At 68.7% G+C, this 18,109-nt stretch carries 16 protein-coding genes; 8 read left to right on the top strand and 8 right to left on the bottom strand.

Features of this window, described 5'->3' with window-relative positions; all coding sequences use genetic code 11:
• Positions 1-42: 42 nt before the first annotated feature.
• Positions 43-906 carry a DUF11 domain-containing protein gene (locus tag ACFWX1_RS20070; RefSeq protein ID WP_378389344.1) on the bottom strand — a complete coding sequence of 288 codons (864 nt, stop codon included), beginning with the start codon at positions 904-906 and terminating at the stop codon, positions 43-45.
• Between the two features lie 341 nt (positions 907-1,247).
• Between ACFWX1_RS20070 and ACFWX1_RS20065 the strand changes: the two genes are divergently transcribed.
• Together ACFWX1_RS20065 and ACFWX1_RS20060 are read left to right on the top strand one after the other, a co-directional pair.
• Positions 1,248-2,600, top strand: a complete 1,353-nt coding sequence (locus ACFWX1_RS20065; RefSeq protein ID WP_378389371.1) for an MFS transporter — start codon at positions 1,248-1,250, stop codon at positions 2,598-2,600.
• A complete protein-coding gene (locus ACFWX1_RS20060) occupies positions 2,597-3,052 on the top strand; it encodes a MarR family winged helix-turn-helix transcriptional regulator (RefSeq protein WP_378389342.1) in 456 nt (151 codons plus the stop codon). The genes ACFWX1_RS20065 and ACFWX1_RS20060 overlap by 4 nt, the downstream gene beginning before the upstream one ends.
• Before the next feature lies 1 nt (position 3,053).
• On the opposite strand, the gene ACFWX1_RS20055 is transcribed toward ACFWX1_RS20060, so the two are convergent.
• Genes ACFWX1_RS20055 through ACFWX1_RS20035 form a run of 5 tightly spaced genes read right to left on the bottom strand, consistent with a single transcriptional unit; the run spans position 3,054 to position 8,927 of the window.
• Positions 3,054-3,950 (bottom strand): PfkB family carbohydrate kinase, encoded by an 897-nt coding sequence (locus tag ACFWX1_RS20055; RefSeq protein WP_378389340.1) that lies wholly within the window; start codon positions 3,948-3,950, stop codon positions 3,054-3,056.
• Positions 3,947-5,389: a purine-cytosine permease family protein gene (locus ACFWX1_RS20050; RefSeq protein WP_378389338.1), complete on the bottom strand. Its 1,443-nt coding sequence runs from the start codon at positions 5,387-5,389 to the stop codon at positions 3,947-3,949. The genes ACFWX1_RS20055 and ACFWX1_RS20050 overlap by 4 nt, the downstream gene beginning before the upstream one ends.
• Positions 5,328-6,386 carry an ADP-ribosylglycohydrolase family protein gene (locus ACFWX1_RS20045; RefSeq protein ID WP_378389336.1) on the bottom strand — a complete coding sequence of 353 codons (1,059 nt, stop codon included), beginning with the start codon at positions 6,384-6,386 and terminating at the stop codon, positions 5,328-5,330. Before ACFWX1_RS20045 ends, ACFWX1_RS20050 begins: the two co-directional genes overlap by 62 nt.
• A complete protein-coding gene (locus ACFWX1_RS20040; protein ID WP_378389334.1) occupies positions 6,383-7,090 on the bottom strand; it encodes a GntR family transcriptional regulator in 708 nt (235 codons plus the stop codon). The genes ACFWX1_RS20045 and ACFWX1_RS20040 overlap by 4 nt, the downstream gene beginning before the upstream one ends.
• Positions 7,091-7,136: 46 nt before the next feature.
• Positions 7,137-8,927, bottom strand: coding sequence for an FAD-dependent oxidoreductase (locus ACFWX1_RS20035; protein ID WP_378389332.1), 1,791 nt, complete (start codon positions 8,925-8,927; stop codon positions 7,137-7,139).
• A 142-nt stretch (positions 8,928-9,069) separates the two neighbouring features.
• On the opposite strand from ACFWX1_RS20035, the gene ACFWX1_RS20030 reads away from it, so the two are divergent.
• The 3 genes from ACFWX1_RS20030 (at position 9,070) to ACFWX1_RS20020 (ending at position 11,616) form a co-directional block, all read left to right on the top strand.
• Entirely contained in the window at positions 9,070-9,585 is a 516-nt protein-coding gene (locus tag ACFWX1_RS20030; protein ID WP_378389330.1) for an AAA family ATPase, read from the top strand.
• A gap of 255 nt (positions 9,586-9,840) precedes the next feature.
• Positions 9,841-11,100, top strand: coding sequence for a DUF222 domain-containing protein (locus tag ACFWX1_RS20025; RefSeq protein ID WP_378389328.1), 1,260 nt, complete (start codon positions 9,841-9,843; stop codon positions 11,098-11,100).
• A gap of 78 nt (positions 11,101-11,178) precedes the next feature.
• On the top strand, positions 11,179-11,616 hold the full coding sequence (locus ACFWX1_RS20020; RefSeq protein WP_378389326.1) for a VOC family protein: 438 nt from the start codon (positions 11,179-11,181) through the stop codon (positions 11,614-11,616).
• A 44-nt stretch (positions 11,617-11,660) separates the two neighbouring features.
• Here ACFWX1_RS20020 and ACFWX1_RS20015 read toward each other — a convergent pair whose 3' ends face one another.
• Together ACFWX1_RS20015 and ACFWX1_RS20010 are read right to left on the bottom strand one after the other, a co-directional pair.
• Positions 11,661-12,131 (bottom strand): hypothetical protein, encoded by a 471-nt coding sequence (locus ACFWX1_RS20015; RefSeq protein WP_378389325.1) that lies wholly within the window; start codon positions 12,129-12,131, stop codon positions 11,661-11,663.
• Between the two features lie 120 nt (positions 12,132-12,251).
• Entirely contained in the window at positions 12,252-13,697 is a 1,446-nt protein-coding gene (locus ACFWX1_RS20010) for an alpha-L-fucosidase (protein ID WP_378389323.1), read from the bottom strand.
• A gap of 251 nt (positions 13,698-13,948) precedes the next feature.
• Here ACFWX1_RS20010 and ACFWX1_RS20005 point away from each other — a divergent pair, with 251 nt between their 5' ends.
• The 3 genes from ACFWX1_RS20005 to ACFWX1_RS19995 all read left to right on the top strand — a co-directional run bounded on the left by ACFWX1_RS20005 (position 13,949) and on the right by ACFWX1_RS19995 (position 17,902).
• Positions 13,949-15,745: a hypothetical protein gene (locus ACFWX1_RS20005; protein WP_378389321.1), complete on the top strand. Its 1,797-nt coding sequence runs from the start codon at positions 13,949-13,951 to the stop codon at positions 15,743-15,745.
• 131 nt (positions 15,746-15,876) lie between these two features.
• Complete coding sequence (locus ACFWX1_RS20000) at positions 15,877-16,359, top strand: Lrp/AsnC family transcriptional regulator (RefSeq protein ID WP_378389319.1); 483 nt, start codon at positions 15,877-15,879, stop codon at positions 16,357-16,359.
• Positions 16,360-16,513: 154 nt separating this feature from the next.
• Positions 16,514-17,902, top strand: a complete 1,389-nt coding sequence (locus ACFWX1_RS19995; RefSeq protein WP_378389317.1) for an aspartate aminotransferase family protein — start codon at positions 16,514-16,516, stop codon at positions 17,900-17,902.
• The last annotated feature ends 207 nt before the right edge of the window (positions 17,903-18,109 follow it).

Here is an 18,109-nt window from a genome sequence, read left to right as displayed (position 1 = left end):
CCGGACGGCACACGGCACGTCCGGTTCGCGGGGGTGGAGCGCCTAGCAGCTGATGATCAGGCCGGTGAGGGCCGTGCACGTCCTGCTGGCGCTGTTGTTGGCCGCGTTGGGGTCCGCCGGGAAGCTGGAGACGATCTTCGCCGTCGTGGTGAACGAGCCGAGAGTGAGGACGCCGAGGCTCGCGGTGAAGCGCAGGTTCGTGCTCGACCCGGCGGGCAGCGACGCGACGTCGCACGTGACGGTCCTCGTCCCGGCCGGATGCGTGCAGTCGGCCGAGCGGCTGAACTGGAGCGCGGACGCGTACGTCGCTGCCACCCGCACCGCGGAGGCGTCGCCGGGACCGGCGTTGGTCAGGGTGATCGTGTAGTCGATCTCCGGGGACAGGAGCCCGTGCTGCGCGGCCGTCAGCTTCACGCCGACGTCCGCGACGCCCTGCGTCACGGTGAGGTCCGGACCGGTCAGCGTCTCGAAGGCGTAGTTGTCGCCGACGAACTGGTGCTGCAGCGTGACCGTGCCCAGCGGCGCGGTGTCCTTGACCTTGAGGGTGTACACCACGGTCCGGGTCTCCCCCGCCGCGAGATCGCCGAACGGCGCGCGGTAACTGCTGCCGTACTGGAAACACGGAGCCGTCGTCCCGGTGCACGAAACCAGGTCGGCGAGATCGGTGATCGCGGTCTGCTGGCCATAAATCGCCCCTTTGGCGAAAGTGACCGTGAATTGCTGGGTGTTGTGAATCTGCTGCGTCACCGTGAATGTCTGACCACGGTGGACAGTGGTGGCGCCGACCGTGACCGCACTGCTCGGCACGTCGTCGGCGCTCGCGGAAGCCGTGCCGAACGGGAGGGCGACCAGCGTGGCCGCCATGGCGATGGTGGCGATTCTTCGCCAGCGTCTATGGTGCATCATCGGCTCACTGTTTCGTTTCCGGTACCGCTCTTGTCGTACAGGACGAACAACGCCCTATCAGCCGGGATCGGCGATACCGCGTCGCTCACGGCTGCTCAGTCGTCACGGCCGCGGAATTCGTTACCCACGCTCACCCGCGCTGCGTTTTCACGCGAAGGGCCCGGTTTTCGGTGCCAGTAAACCGAAATCACGAAAGCGTCACGGAGAAAGCGCTGTCCCTGGCGTCCGGTTTTGCCTCTGCTTCAGAACGACATGTGACGTGCGCTACCCCAACCTCAGCTGGTGAGCGTGGCTAATAGTTCTGTGTCAGAATGAAGTAGGAAGGAGGAACACGCGTGCTCATGGTGGAGTCGCCGCGGCCGCGGGCCGTTCGCGAGCATCCGAAGGCAGGCTGGCTCGCGGTGGGCACCGTCTGCTTCGGAGCGTTCATGGGGCAGCTCGACGCGAGCATCGTCACGCTCACCTTCCCCGCGCTGCAGCACGAGTTCGCGACGCCGCTGGCCGCCGTCCAGTGGGTTTCGCTGGCCTACCTGCTCACCCTGGTCGGCCTGGTCACGGTCGCCGGGCGCGTCGCCGACGCGCTGGGCCGCAAGCTCGTCTACGGCTACGGCTTCGCGCTGTTCACCCTGGCCTCGGCCGCGTGCGGGCTGGCACCCGGCCTCGGCTGGCTCATCGGCTTCCGCGTCCTGCAGGCACTGGGCGCCGCGATGCTCCAGGCGAACAGCGTCGCGCTGGTCGTCACCAGCGTGCGCCGCGACCAGGCCCGGACCGCACTCGGCATCCAGGCCGCCGCGCAGGCGCTGGGGCTCGCGCTCGGTCCCGCGCTCGGCGGACTGCTCGTCGGCACCGTCGGCTGGCGCTGGGTGTTCTGGGTCAACGTCCCCATCGGCTGCCTCGCCCTGCTCGCCGGGCGCTTCCTCCTGCCCCGCACGCGGGAACACACGCCGCTCGGCCGGTTCGACTGGCCGGGGCTCGGCCTGCTGCTGCTCACCACGACGTCGGTCCTGCTGCTGCTCTCCGGGTTCTCCGGCCTCAGCCTTCCCGCACCCGCGGTGGTGGCGCTCGCCGCCGGGTTCGTGGCCGGGGCAGTGCTGCTGTTCCTGGCCGAACGCCGGAGCGCGAATCCGCTGGTCGACCTGTCCGTGCTGCGCCCACGGGCGGTGTCGGCCGGGCTCGCCGGCGCGCTGTGCGGCTATCTCGTGCTCTTCGGCCCGCTGACGCTGTTCCCGCAGGTCCTCGGCACACACGCCGGGCTCGTCCTGACCGCGCTGCCCGCCGGATTCGCCCTCGCGGCACTCACCGCGGGCAAGGTGCTGCCGCCGGGCTGGCCGGTCAGGGCGCGGGCGGCACTCGGCGCCGGGATCAGCGCGCTGGGCGTGGGTTCCCTGCTGTTCGCGGGGACCGCCCCGCTCGCGGCCGGTATGCTCCTCGCCCTGACCGGGATCGGGCTGGGCGTGTTCATCCCGGCCAACAACGCGGCGATCATGGCGGCGATCCCGCGGCGGATGTCGGCCACCGGAGGAGGACTGGTCAACATGGCGCGAGGGCTGGGCACCGCGCTGGGGATCGCACTGGTCACCTTCTGCCTCAACCTCGGGTCCGGCAGGTGGGGCGCGCTGGGCGCGATGGCCGGGACCGCCGTCCTCATGGGACTCACCGGGCTGCTGCTCCGCCCCGCGAGCGCGAACCGATGACCGGCCAGGAAAGCTCGCTCGCCGACGCCGTCGCCCGGCTGCGGCGGGCCATGCGCCGCGCGGCGCGAGCCAAGGACCCCGGCAACACGCTTTCGGTGGCCCAGCTGGAACTCCTGTCCTCGCTGGCCGAAAACCCGGGCGCCCGCCCGAGCCAGGTCGCGCGGTCGCTGCACCTGGCACCGAACTCGGTCACGACGCTGGTCAACGGCCTCGAAAAGCGCGGCATGATCACCAGGGCCGGCGGCGACGACCGGCGCACGATTTCCCTGCGGCTCACCCCGGAGGGCGCGAAAGCCGTCCGCGCCTGGCAGGCCACGAACGACGCGATCCTGAGCGCCGCGGTCGAACATCTGCACCCCGGCTGGCAGCATCTGCTCACCGCCGCGCTGCCCGCGCTGGACGAACTCGTCCGCGCCATCGACACCGTCGCCGAGCCCGGCGACGAGCACTGACCTAGTGCGTGACCGCCCTGGCGGCCAGGAACTTCTCGACCTCTTCACGCTTCGGCGCGGTCGCCGGGCCGTATTCGGTGACGGCCAGCGCGGCGGCCGCGTTCGCGCGTTCGGCCGCGACCAGGATGTCCTCGCCGCGCAACAGTTCCGCGGCCAGCACCCCGGTGTGCGTGTCCCCGGCCCCGTTGGTGTCCACCGGCTCGACCGGGAAGCCACGGACCCGGACGGTCACGCCGTCCTCGGACACGTCGCACCCCTCGGCACCGATCCGGGTGATCCGCACCGGAACCTCGTCCACACCATCCACAGTGGACATCGTGCGTGCCTCGGCGGCGTTGCACGACAGGATGTCCACGTGCGGGAGCAGGCCGCGCCAGACGTCTGCGGACACGTCACCCGCGAGCGGCCCGGGGTCGAGCAGCACGAGCTGGCCCATCAGTTCCGGCAACCAGGCCAGCAGCGCGTCCCGATTGGACTCGCGCACCAGGCTGTACCCGGTGACGTAGACCAGATCGTCGTTCTGGAGGTTCACCCGGCCCAGGTGTTCGGCGGTGAGGGTGCCCTCGGCGCCGGTCTCGGTGATGAACGTCCGCTCGCCGGTCGCGTCCACCAGTGCCACGCACACGCCGGTGTCCGGGGTGGTGGGTGGCTGGACCAGTGCGATGTCCTCCGCGGCCAGTGCGTCCCGGACGATGTCGCCGAACCGGCCGGTTCCGTGTTCGCCCGCGTAGAGCACCTCGGCCCCGGCACGGGCCGCGGCCGCCATCACGTTGAAACCGCCGCCCGCGGTGAGCCGGACGTCCGAGGCGAGCACGTCCCCGCCGGGCGGCGGCAGCGCGCCGACGCGCATCGCGAGGTCCACAATGGCCTGTCCGGTGTGGACGAGACGGCCGGTCATCGAGTGCTCCTCGCTCCGCCGAGCGCCGCGTACACCCCGGCGCCGACAACGAAAGTGACGACCCAGCCGACTCCGTTGACGCCGAGCCAGGTCTGCGCGAACGGGCCGGAGAACCAGACGTCCTTGCCGGTGCCCGCGGTGGTGAACAGGTAGCCCGCCACGATCGCCACCGCCCACGCGAACAGCGCGCGGGGCTCACAGCCGGCGCGGTACCAGTACGCGCTGGTGCGGCGCATGTCCATCAACGCCCCGGGATCGTAGGAACGTCTGCGGATCATGTCGACGAGGAAGACTCCCACCCACGCCGTGATCGGCACCGCCAGCAGGCTGATGAACGCGATGAACGGACCGTAGAAGCCGTCGGCCACCAGCATGAAGTACAGCGAGCCGAGGAACGTCACGACGATGTCCACCACCACCGCGTACACCCGCTTGATCCGGATGCCCAGTGTCAGCGTGGTGAGCCCGGCCGAATAGACCGAAAGATGGTTGGACAGCAGCAGTCCGCCGAACGCGGCGATCAGGTACGGCACCGCCATCCAGCCCGGCAGCAGCTCGCGGATCGCGGCCACCGGATCACCCGCCGAGGCCAGCGAAGGATCGTCGGCCGAGATGAGGCTGCCCAGGGAAATGAGCAGTACCAAGGGAATCCCCGCGCCCGCGGCGGCCGAGGCGATCAGCGAACCCGCTCGCACGGCGGGCGACTGGTACCGCGACATGTCGGCGGACGCGTTCGCCCAGCCGATCCCGGTCCCGGCCGCGATGGTGCCGATCCCGGCGATCATCGCGCCGGCCGGCGCCGGCGAGGCGGCGAACACCTTGTCCCAGTGGATCCGCGTGACGAGACTGATCCCGACGACGATGTTGAGCGCGCCGAAGATCCAGGTCGACCACCGCTGCACCGCCACCAGCACGGCGTGCCCGAGCCCGGACACGGTGACGGTGAGCAGTACGAACAACGCGACACCGATGATCGTCAGCACCGGCGAAGCCTTCGCCCCGGCGTCGGTGCCGAACAGGATCGCGCACAGCGAAAGGAAGGCGAACGCGGCGGTCGTGGTGTTCACGGTTTCCCAGCCGAGGCGGGAAATCAACGACACCGCGGTCGGCCCGAAGTTGCCCCGCACACCGAACACCGCGCGCGAAAGTGTCAGCCCGGGGGCGCCGCCACGACGCCCCGCGATGGAGACGACGCCGACGATCGCGAACGACCCGGCGGCACCGATCACCGCGACGAGCACGGCCTGCCAGAACGCCAGGTGCTGCACCGCGACGAGCGTCGCGCCGAGCGGCAGCCCGAGGATGCTGATGTTCGCGGCGAACCACACCCAGAACAACTGCATCGGATGCCCGCTCCGCTCGGCGGCGGGCACGGGCTCAATGCCGCGTGTCTCCAGCGCGCCCGCGCGTTCCGCCGTCTCCTGAGCCGATTTGACCATGCCTACCTCTTAACTGGAGCAGGCCGTCCACGAGGTCGGCCAGATCGAGCCGGTTGACCTCCCGCACCTGGCGTACCAGCTGCGCGGGAAGCCCGGCGACACCGTGGTGTGCGCCGAGGATCGCTCCGCACACGGCAGCCACGGTGTCGGTGTCGCCGCCGATCTCGGCGGCCAGCGTCAGCGCCGCCGCGGGGTCGTCGCCGAGTGCTTCGGCGAGCGCGACCGCGGCGACCACGGATTCCTGTGCGGCGACCGAGGTTCCGATCACCTCGGCGAGCGCGTCGGCCAGCGTGGCACGATCCATCCCGCGCACCCAGCCACGCGCCCAGCGAACACGGGCGGCGATGTCCCCGCCCGCGACCCAGTAGCCTCGTCGCGCGCCCTCGGCGGCCGCGCGTTCCGCTTCGTCCAAAGAGGACTTGAGATCCGCACCGTCCACACCGGACGACACGGCGGCGGCGACCGCGGCCGCTGCGGCGATGCCCAGCCCGGTGTTGTGCGTGACCCGGCTGGCCTCGACGACGGCATCGACGAACCCTTCGCCCAGCGGCGTCGCGATCCCGATCGGGGTGATCCGCATCGCGGCGCCGTTGGTGGTGCCGTCGCGGCCGGCCTCCTCGGCGGGTGTTCCGGCGTCGAGCCGGTCCAGCGCGCGTTTCGTCGAAGGGCCGAGCAGGTCGCGCGAGCCGCGGCGGATCATGTCCGCCTCCCAGTCCCGCAGGGCGTCGGCGAACGCCTTGGGCTCGATGTGGCCGTCGCCCTCGATCACGAGGCGGGCCACGAGCAGTGCCTGCTCGGTGTCGTCGGTGATCGACCCGGCCGCCATGCCCGGCGCGATCGGCTGCTGGGCGACCGCGTCCCGGAAGGCCGTGATCGGCCCGTACGTCTCGGCGATGGCCGTCCGCGACATCGACTGCGTCGGCATGCCGAGCGCGTCCCCGATCGCGAGCCCGTAGAACGCGCCGAGCGCTCTCTCCCGGCTCTCCGCGGCCCTCACTGCGGGCCGAACCGCAGGTGGAAGCGGAAGCGGGCGGGGTCGAGCAGGCTCGTGACGTGCTCGACGAGCGTGCCGGTGGCGCTCAGCGTGGTCCGCACCGCCTGCAGGAACTGCTCCTCGGGATCGCGTTCCAGCAGCTCGGCCTGATCGTCGAGGGCACGTATGGTGATCCACTGCTCGCCGCTCACGCCACGCAACCCCGCGGCCGTGAGCGTCGCGGTGACCGAGTCGTCGACGAGGCCCCGCTCGGGGAGGTCGGCGAGCGGGCCGTCGCCGGGCAGCAGGGACCGTTCGAGGGACACCGGATGGCCGTTTTCCGCGCGGCGCCTGCGCAGCACCGCGACGAAACTGTCCACTTCGAACTGTTCGGACAGCTCCTGATCACGCACGGTGGTGATGGAGATCAGCTCGGTGGTCAGCGTGAATCCGGACTCCGCGAGCGCGCGGGCCCAGCCGACGCCCTGGTCGAGGTGGACGCCGTCGAAGGTGACGAACGAGCCGACCCCGGTCTGCGTCGTGATCAGCGCGCGCTGCTGCAGCTCGGACAGCGCGCTGCGGACCGTACCCCTGCTGACCTGGTACAGCTCGGCCAGCCGGTTCTCGCCCGGCAGCCGCGCGCCGGTCGGCAGCAGACCCGACCGGATCTGCCGGGCCAGGTCCTCCACCAGCTTGGAGCGCTTTCCGAAACCCACTCGTGCGGACATGTACAAACATGTACAACTCCGGTCGGCGACCTGTCAAGGGTGCGCACTACGGCCTCCGCGGATCGACCAGGTCGAACGCGTTGGGCAACCCCAGCTGGTACATCCCGCGGTCCGCGGCCTTGAAGGCGTCGAAGGCGTGGTTGACCCACAGCCGCGCGATCGAGCACTTCGGCTCGGCCGAACCCGAGGCGTCGAGGATGCCGTTGACCGCCTGCCGGGCCGCCTCGTTCGCACCCTCCATGGTGGTCACATTGATGTTCGTCTTGATCCAGTCCCCGGCGAAGAACAGATTGGGGATCCCGGTCTTCGCCGCCGGACGCGCCTTCCAGGTGCCGGGCTTCTGGATGAACAGCGGGGTGTCGTTGTCCACTTCGGACGTTCCGGCCCCGGTGATCGCGGGATCGAGGAACCACGAGTGCAGCATGTCGTCTTCGAGGACCGTTCGCCCGGTGTCGTTGAGATGGGCCTTCATCACCGCCCACGTCTCGGCCGCGATCTGCTCCGGGGTGCACTGCCGCGCCGTCTTCGCCGTGAAGTTCCCCCGTCTGCTCCAGTCCGAAAGGATGGTGGACAGGCAATCCCGCACGGTGCCGTCGCCGTAGCCGCCGAAACGGCGCTTCCAGAATTGCTGCTGGCTGATCGAGGTGATCGCCCAGCCGGAGTCCTCGTAGTTGACGTGCCCCGGCGTGATCGGCAGTTCCCGGTTCAGGAAGAACTGCAGGCCCACCATCCAGTCGGTGCCCAGCTCGCGCATTCCCGCGAGATCGGGATCGGCCGCGAGCACCGCCGGGCTGAGCAGTTTCACCGCGCGCTCCACCGGCATCGCCGAGAGAAACCAGTCGGCTTCCACCCGGCGCCGCTCCCCTGCCTTGTTCACCACCGAAGCCGCGGTGACCCGGCCGCCGCCGATCTCGAGCGCGTCCGCCGCCCACCCCACCCGGAACGCGACACCTTTCGCCCGGAGGTAGCCGATCCACGGATCGAGCCACATTTCGTTGGTACTGCCACACAGTACTCTGTCCACACTGGACCCCGGCTCGTTACCGAGACCCATCAGGCTCCAGAACACCGCCTCGGCGACCACGCCGATCGAGTAAGTACTGGCGTCTTTCGATTTGCTCGCCACGAGGTTGCGGATGAGCCCATCAGCGATGAGTTTGTCGTACTCACCGGAGAACCACGCCGTCCGGGTGTAGTCCGCCCAGGTGACGTCGTCCCATTGCCCCTCGCGCCGTTCGTCGCAGCTGGTCACGAAAACCAGCAGTTTCTCGGCGGCGAACGCGGCCTCGTGCGGTGAAAGCCGGAGCAGTGTCTGGAACATTGAGATCACCGAGGCCAGGAAGCTCTCCGGAGTCAGCGGTGGTGGATTCGTCGGTAGCGGGAACGGGAAGGGAATCGTCAGATCGGCGCGGCCGCCCATCCGGGACATCAGGACCGCGCTCGCCCTGGTGAGGTTGTCCCACGTACCGTTCTGGTTGCCGGGAAAGGGAATCCGGCGCATCGTGTCCGGCAGATTGTGGTAGAACCCGGGAAAGAACCGGAACCCGTGCTCACCGGGAAGATCGGGGCGGCCGTCCTTGCCGGAGCCGGGAACGCCGATGCTGCGTGCCTTCCCGCCCAGGACGTTCCGCTCGTACACGGTGACCTGAAAGCCGCGTTCGACCAGTTCGTGCGCCGCCGTGAGCCCAGCGACCCCACCTCCGAGGATCGCGACCGACCGTCCGCCTTTCGGGCTCCCGTAACCGGTTCCCGCCCCGGCCAGCGCGGCCGCGATACTCACCGCCGCCGCGGACGAGCCACGCAGGAACGCACGCCGGGACCTCGCCTGATCACCCATCGTTCCTCCCGATCACTCTGGGCACGGGCGTACCCAGAATACGGATCCGACGAAGTCGTCTGCCAGCTCCGATCGTCGGTGAAACCGCCCGCCACCGCGAAAAGCCGTGGCGCTGCGCACCGGCCGCCGTTACCGTTCACCGGTGCGCACGGTGTTGCTGGGCGGAGCGCCCGGTGTCGGCAAGTCCAGCGTGGCCCGCTGCCTGCTCACCCTCGCCGAGCGCGGACCGGAACTCGTCCAATGGGTCGATGTCGATCACCTGTGGCTGCACCAGCCCTGGCGGGTCGACGAGCGGATGAAGACCATGGTGCAGGCGAACCTGCGTGCCGTAGCGGCCCACGCCGCCCGAGCCAAGGTCGGCATCCTGCTGATCACCTGGGTTTTCCAGTCCGCGGAGATGCACCGCCTCGTGACCGCACTGCTCCCGGCCGGGACGACGGCCGTATCGATTCACCTGCGCGCGGGTTACGACACGTGGCACCGGCGCTTCGAAGCGGACCCGGCGCGGCCACCCGTGAACGAGTTCTTCCAGGCGCGTTATGAAGCAGCACAGGCAACCGCTGCCGATCACGCGATCGACACCGACGACCTCACGCCGATGGAAGTGGCTCATCACGTGGCAGGCGTCATCGGCCTCGTCGAACCGCCACGCCGCTAAGCCTGTCCCCATAGCGGCTCTTGCCCGGCGCCCGCCAAGCCGTGGCGGGAGCTCTTCGCCGGTCACCGAGCTCCAGCGAATCCCTTGCCCTACAAGGAGAATGTACCCCGCGATCAGCAGCGACGAAACCGTGCCTGATACAACGATGTCATCGCCAGAAACTCTTGGATACCAACAAACACCACCATGACCTTAAGGATTAATTCACCTGATCGTGTCGCACATATGTTCTATCCAGCGCGGTATGATGGTGACGTGTCTGGGAATCTGTCCACTCTGGAACCGCCGCAGGAGCTGTGGCGACGATCCGGCCGTGAACTCGCCGACGAGGTGCGTACACGACTGGAGGCCATGTGGCGCCTGGACGCCGAACTCGGCCACTACCTCGCCGAAATCGACTCACGCGGCGCATCCAAACTGTACGGCTACGGTTCCACCGCGGCGTGGTTCGCCCACATGGGGCGGATGTCGCGTGGTGAAGCCAAAAAGTACCTCGATCGTGCCCACGGGTTGAATCCCGGCCGTAACATCGACGGTACCGAACTCCCCGCGGTGGCGCCAGCAACCGGCGCCGCCGCACTCGACGGCGAGATCGGCCCACACCACAGCGACCGTATTCTCCAGTTCCTGAAGAAGGTCCCCAGCTTTGTGTCCGATGAGGACAGATCCAAGGCGGAGAAGATTCTGGTGGAGCTGGCTCGTCACGCGTCGCCGCAGGAAGTGGTGAAGGCTGCTGATGAGTTGCTGGCGCGGATGGATCAGGACGGGAAGCCACCGAAGGACCCGGATCCGCCGGAGCGGAAACCGGAACTGCGGGTGCGGCAGCGCAAGGACGGCTGGTTCGACATCGACGGACAGCTCGACCCCATCACCGGAACCCGGCTGAGCACCATCCTCGACCCCCTGGCCACACCACGCCCCGCCGGGGAGGACAAGTGGCCGGACCTGCGGTCACCTTCCCAGCGGTACGGGGAAGCCTTCGGTGAGGCCATCGCGATGCTCGCCAACGTGCCGGATGTGCCCGGCGGCGACCGCGCCCAGCTCCTGGTCACCGTGACACTGGAGGACTTGAAGTCCAAGCTGGGCACCGCCTGCCTGGACATGGTCAGCCAGATCACCGCCACCGACGCACGCATGCTCGCCTGCGACAGCCAGATCATCCCCGCAGTACTGGGCACCAAGGGCGAACCGCTCGACCTCGGCAGAGCCAAACGACTGGTCACACCCGCACTACGCAAAGCGCTGACCATCCGGGACGGCGGCTGCACCTTCCCCGGCTGCCACCGCAAACCCCGACATTGCGACGCCCACCACATTATTACCTGGACGAATGGCGGACTCACCGTCCTCCGGAATCTCGTGCTGCTCTGCGGAGCACATCACCGAATGCTACACAAAGCCGACTGGTCGGTCCGCATCGCCGAAGACGGACTCCCCGAGTTCATCCCGCCAGATTACGTAGATCCCTTACGCACACCCAGAAGAAACGTCCTCCATCGCCCTGTCGTCGGCTAGGGCGTGTCTGACAAAAGGTTGGGCGTGCTGGCCGAGAGGCTCGTTCTTGTGTCGGCCCGGCTCGGTAGCATGCGACACATGGCCATCAAACTTGAGAACGTCGGCATCACCGTTCGCGACCTCGAAGCAGCGATCTCCTTTTTCACCGACCTCGGTCTCACGCTCGTCGGCCGTGACACGGTCAGTGGCGAGTGGACCGACACTGCCGTCGGCCTTGATGGCAACCACGCCAACATCGCGATGCTTCAGACACCAGACGGTCACGGACACCTTGAGCTCTTCGAGTACATCCACCCCGAAGCGATCGAGACGGAGCCCACTCGTCCCAACGAGATCGGCATGCACCGCGTCGCCTTCTCAGTCGACGACATCGACAAAGCCCTTGAGAAAGCCGCGAAACACGGATGCCATCCGCTTCGCGACGTAGCCACCTACGAGGACATCTACAAGCTCACGTACGTCCGCGGTCCCAGCGGCATCATCGTGATGCTCGCCGAGGAGCTGAAGAAGAACTGACGTCCGATGAGCAGTCGGCGTTGATCGAGAATCTGCTGCCGGGGTCAGCGGCGCGGCGACCGCGCCGTCGCGGAGACGACAGCGGCGATCGCGGTGAGGAACGCGAAGATCACGGCCAGCCCGGCCGGGACCCCGTTGCTCTTGTGGAAACCGAGCACGAAGTCGAGGTGGGCACCGAAGCTCGTGCCCGGCGGCATCGGCACGACCACGGCCACCACCGCGTACAGCAGGCCCAGGCCGAACAGCGTCCACGCCGCCCAGACGTGCCGCGCGAGCAGGAAGCCGGCCGGCACGACCAGGAGGAACGCACCGATCAGGCTGGCCACGACGTTCAGCCACACCATGCTCGACCACTCACCGAACGACCCGCCGATCACCACGTTCGCGAACACGAACCACATCAGCGCGATCGCCGTGCAGGCCGCGAGGACGGCCGCGACCACACCGGCCGGGAGGTTCGCCCGGCGCCGGACCGGCGCGGGGATCGGCGGCGGGAAACCCTGTGGCACGGACATCCGGGCTCCTGACGATCGCGGGTGGTATGGGAGAGTCTCCCACCTCCCGGCGCCGCGCTTCACCCGGCTGGCTGATTCCGGCCGCTGACGCCGATGAGCCTTCTCACGACGCAGCGGCGCTCACCAGGTGCTCACGGACAGGACCGCGGGAAACTCCTCGCTGAAGTCGTCGGTGCGCCGCGCGGGCAGGTCGATGGCGATCCCGTCGGCGGTGCGCGTCCACGAGAGCGGGCGGGAATGGCCGCCCAGCAAGCGGATCCGCGAGCGGTCGGTGATCGGGACATCGCCAGGGACGGTGAGTTTCGCGCCGGGCCAGTGCAGCGGGATGAGGTGGAAGGCGTCGCGGGTGCGGGTGTAGCAGACGTCGCCGTCCATCGCTCGCTGCCACGGTACCGAGCCGTAGATCGCGCGGCCGTTGATGCGCAGCCAGCGGCCGATGCCGAGCAGGCGGGTGCTCATCCAGTCCGGGATCGTGCCGTCCTCGCGCGGGCCGATGTTGAGCAGCATGGTGCCGTTCTTGCTGACCACCTCGGCGAGCAGCTGGACCAGCCGCGCCGACGACTTGATCTTCGCCGGGTCCTCGTTTTCGTTGTAGCCCCACGACTTCCCGATGTTCAGGCACGCCTCCCACGGGTCGGGGCGCAGGACGTACTTCTTGTTGTCCCCCTCCACGGTCGCGAAGTCCGGGTGCGCGACCTCGAAGCGGTCGTTGGCCACGACGCTCTTCGGACGCGGCCGGTCGGCGGCGTTGCGGTAGTAGTAGCCGAGGATTTCGTCGCTGTGCCAGTCCCACACCTTCGGCCGGAAGATCGAGCCGCCGCCGAACTCGTGGTAGCCCTGGCCGTCGGCCCAGAGTACGTCCGGGTCGTAGCGGTCGATCAGGGTCTTCAGGTGGACGTGCTCGTACTGCCGCACGTAGTCGGTCACCGGGCGATAGCCGGTGTAGGGGATTTCCACGCCGGTGTAAGGGTTTCGCGGCGGTGTGCCGAGGGCGGGACTGTAGAACTCGCCGAGCGAGTGATACAGCCCGCGCTTCAGGCCGGAGTGCCGGGCGGCGTGGAACAGCTCGCCGACGAGATCGCGGTGTGGCCCGAGCCGGACGGAGTTGCGGTCCGACGCCGGATTGCCGAACAGCTGGAATCCGTCGTGGTGCTTGGAAGTGAGCACGAAATACCGCGCTCCGGCCTGTTCGAACAGCCGCACCCAGGCACGCGGGTCGTAGCGGCGCGCGGTGAACCGCGGGATGAAGTCGTCGTAGTTCACGTTCGCGCCGTAGGTGCGCAGGTGGTGCTCACGGGTTCCGGTGCCGCGCGCCGGATCCGTGACGTTCATGGCGTAGAGGTACCACTCGGCGGCGTGCTTGGCGTCGCCCCAGGCCAGCGCGGAATAGACGCCCCAGTGGATGAAGATCCCGAACTTCGCCGAGGGGAACCAGGGCGTGGCCGCGGGCCGGGCGAGATCCGCGGCCCGCGCGGCGGGCGCGGTGAACCCGAGCATCCCGGCGCCGGCGGCCGCGCCCGCCGCGGCGAGCATGCTGCGCCGGCTGATCCTGCGCTGTTCCGGCATCGTTGCCTCACTCCCGAAGTCCCCACAGTGGTCATCAGATGTCTAAGCGTTTCAGGCGTACCAGGCCAAACGCCACCGAAGCAAGGGTCCTGTCTCGCCATAGCCAGCAAACCCCTTATTCACCGTGGTGTTCACGATGATGAACACGCCGGGTTTCCGGCACGCGGCGGTTGACGTCACCCCGGAGCATTCTTACGCTCGGCTCCGATACATCTGATCTATTCAGGCTGAATAGCGGAGGGACCCGGCCCATGTGCGCGGCATTCGAACGGGAGACCAGCCGGCGGACCGCGTTACGGGGCGGCCTCGTCCTCGCGGCGGGCCTAGCGAGTACGACACTCGCCACGCCCGCCTTCGCCGCACCGGAACCGGCCGGGCGCAGGCTGCCGTTCCTGCTCGACATGGTGCAGAACAACCCGGGTGAGCCGTCGTTTTCCAGCCGCTTCACCGATCCCGCGAAGCTCAGGGAGTACGGCTACGACGGGCAGGTGATCAACGAGTTCAAACCACCGCACGCCGCGATCACCTTCGACTCCTTCGATCCACGTGTCTTCCCGGCGGGCTCGCCCGGCCGCGCCTGGGTCGAGGCGGCGGCGCGGTCCATCGACGCCCACATCGCGCGGGCGCACGCGGCCGGGATCGCCGCGTACGTCTTCACCGACATCATCGTGCTGCCGAAACGACTCGTGGAGCTGTACGGCGACCAGATCCTCGACAACAAGGGCCGGATCAGCCTCGAACGCCCGCTCACCCAGCACATCCACCGGCTCATGCTGCGCGAGGTCTTCACCCGGTTCCCCGAGCTCGACGGTCTCGTCGTGCGCACCGGCGAGACCTACCTGCAGAACATGCCGTTCCACACCGGGAACAACCCGATCACCAACGGCGAGAACAGCCACCTGACCCTGCTCGGCATCCTGCGCGACGAGGTCTGCGTCCGCGCGGGCAAGCGGATCTTCTACCGGACGTGGTCGACCGGGAGCGACAAGCTGACCAGCGACCCCGCGTTCTACCGGCAGGTGACCGACAAGGTCGAAACGCACGAGAACCTGGTGTTCTCGATCAAGCACACCGCGAAGGACTTCTGGCGGACCATCCCGTTCAACCAGACCATCGGGGTCGGCAAGCACCGGCAGATCATCGAGGTCCAGTGCCAGCGCGAGTACGAGGGCAAGGGCGCCTTCCCCAACTACGTGATCGACGGCGTGGTCAACGGCTTCGAGGAGTTCCGCACCCAGCCGAGGACCGGCGCGATCGGCCTCGCCGACGTCATCGGCAATCCGATCGTCGCCGGTATCTGGACGTGGTCACGCGGGGGCGGGTGGCGCGGACCGTATCTGCACAACGAACTCTGGTGCGACCTCAACACCTGGGTGATGGCACGCTGGGCCCGCGACACCGGACTGGGCGAGGAAGGCGCGTTCACCGCCTACGCGTCGTCGAGACTCGGGCTGCGGGGCGACCAGCTCCGCCGGTTCCGGCGGCTCGCGTTGCTGTCCGCGGCCGGGGTGCTGCGCGGGCACTACAGCGTCGTGCACCCGATGGGCAAGCTCATGTGGACCCGGGACCAGTTCCTCGGCGGCTCGGACAAGGACCTCACCAGCGACTTCGCCGCGATCGTCACCGCGGGCCGGGTGGACGTCGTGCTCGACGAGAAACAGCGCGCGGCGCGGATGTGGGACGAGATCGTGGCGCTGTCGTGGACGCTCCCGCTGCGCGATCACGCCGACCGGGACTACCTGCGGGTGTCCGCGCGGTACGGGCAGTCGTGGCACCGGGTGGTGCACCACGGCTGGGAGGTCATGCTGCGCGGGTTCGCCGGGGATCGCGGCGGCCGGTACGACAAGGCCGCGATGCGCCACCACCTCGCCCGGTACGACGCGGAATGGGAGCGCTGGCAACGGCTCGCCGAGTGCGAGCCGTCCTGCGCGACGCTGTACCAGCCCTACAGCTTCGGGCCCAAGGGGCCGGACGGCCTCTACAACGCCGATCCGGACCACGGCATCAAGCCCGCGACCGACCACTACCGCGCCCTGCTCTCGGGCTGAGACGTCGCCCGCACCGCCGGATGGAGGTATCCGTGCTGCGGATTTCGTCGGTTGTTGGCCTCCCGGGGCACGGATACGATCGCCGGAACCCCGCTCGCCCCCACCGACGATCAGCGCGAAGGAAACCCCGGATGAACCGCAAGGCGCGCCCCTCCGAGCGGCCCGCTCCCCAGCTCGACGAACTCTCCCGCAAGATCATCGAGCAGCTCCAGGAGGACGGCCGCCGGCCCTACGCCACCATCGGCAAGGCGGTCGGGCTGTCCGAGGCGGCGGTCCGGCAGCGGGTCCAGCGGCTCTCCGAAAGCGGCGTCATCCAGATCGTCGCGGTCACGGATCCCTTGCAGGTCGGCATGTTCCGGCAGGCGATGATCACGATCACCGTCGACGGCCCGATCGAACCGGTGGCCGAGGCGCTCGCCGAGATGAACGACATCGACTACGTCGTGATCGCCGTCGGCCGGTTCGACATCATCTGCGAGGCGGTGTGCGAGGACGACGCCGCGCTGCTCGACCTGATCTCCAACCGGATCCGCACCCTGCCCGGGGTGCGCAGCGCGGAGACGCTCGTCTACCTCAAGCTGATCAAGCAGACCTACCAGTGGAACAGCCACTGACATCGCGACAACGAAATCCGTAGCACTATCCCCTTAGGACGATTGATCCAGTCGAACATAGCCGCGATGTACGACTGATTCCCTTGCCAAAGCTCCCGTCGGTGTGCGATAACGGGTCCATCGAGCCCGACCGACCACGCTGTGAGGGATAGCCATGACCGCAACCACCGAACCCGCCCCCGCGGGCTCGCCGAGCCTGTCCGGTTCGGCCGCCGACCACCTGTGGCTGCACTTCACCCGCCACGGCGCGCAGGCCGACAAGACCCCGGTCATCGTGCGTGGCGAGGGCGCCTACGTCTGGGACGAGAACGGGAAGCGCTACCTCGACGGCCTCGCCGGGCTGTTCGCCGTGCAGGTCGGCCACGGCCGCGAAGAACTCGCCGACGCGGCCGCCCGCCAACTGCGTCAGCTGGACTACTTCCCGCTGTGGGGCCACGCGCATCCGGCCGCGATCGAGCTGGGCGAACGCCTCGCGGCGAGCGCGCCCGGCGACCTCAACCGCGTCTTCTTCACCGTCAGCGGCGGCGAATCCGTCGAGACGGCGTGGAAACTGGCCAAGCAGTACTTCAAACTCGCCGGGAAACCCACCAAGCACAAGGTGATCAGCCGCTCGCTCGCCTACCACGGCACGTCACAGGGCGCGCTGTCGATCACCGGGCTGCCCGGGGTGAAGCAGGATTTCGAGCCGCTGGTGCCGAGCACCCGGCACGTGCCGAACACCAACTTCTACCGCGCGCCGGTGCACGGGGACGACTACGAGGCCTTCGGCCGCTGGGCCGCCGACCAGATCGCGCAGGCCATCGAATTCGAGGGGCCGGACACCGTCGCCGCGGTGTATCTCGAGCCCGTGCAGAACACCGGCGGCTGCTTCGTCCCGCCGCCCGGCTACTTCGAGCGGGTCCGCAAGATCTGCGACGACAACGACGTTCTGCTCGTGTCCGACGAGGTGATCTGCGCGTTCGGCAGGCTGGGCCACCAGTTCGGCGCGTCCCGGTACGGCTACCAGCCCGATCTCCTCACTGTCGCGAAAGGACTGACCTCGGCGTACGCGCCGCTCGGCGCGGTGCTGATCAGCGACCGGATCGCCGAACCGTTCCTGCGCACGTCCACGACGTTCATGCACGGCTCGACCTACGGCGGGCATCCGATGGCCTGCGCCGTGGGGCTGGCCAACCTCGACCTCATCGAGCGCGAAGGCATCTACCGGCACGTACTGGACAACGAGGCGCGCTTCAAGTCCACTTTGGACAGGCTGCTGGACCTGCCGATCGTCGGCGACGTCCGCGGCGCCGGGTTCTTCTACGGCATCGAGCTGGTCAAGGACAAGGCCACCAAGGAGACTTTCGACGCCGAGGAGTCCGAGCGCATCCTCCGCGAGCACGTTTCCGGTTCCCTGTTCGAGAACGGCCTCTACTGCCGCGCGGACGACCGCGGCGAGCCGGTCATCCAGCTGTCCCCGCCGCTGATCTGCGACCAGACGCAGTTCGACGAGATGGAGCAGATCCTGCGGGATACGCTCACCGGGGCGTGGAAGCTGCTCTGACCGGCTGGCCCGCCCTCGGCGCCGCACCCCGAGAAGGAGGTCCTCATGCAGCACGCTCCCGCCGACCTGATCTTCACCGGCGGCCCGGTGCGGAGCGGGGGGGGGGGGGGGGGGGGGGGGCGGGCCGGCGACTGCGGGTCGGTGAGGGAGCGGGGGGCGCTCGGCGGGACCTGCGTTGCGCCCATAAAACACAGGGTCGCAGTGGGG

Source organism: Amycolatopsis sp. NPDC059021 (assembly GCF_042739895.1).
Taxonomy (GTDB): domain Bacteria; phylum Actinomycetota; class Actinomycetes; order Mycobacteriales; family Pseudonocardiaceae; genus Amycolatopsis.
Note: the sequence above shows the minus strand (reverse complement) of the source record. Positions and strands in the feature narration are given on the sequence as shown.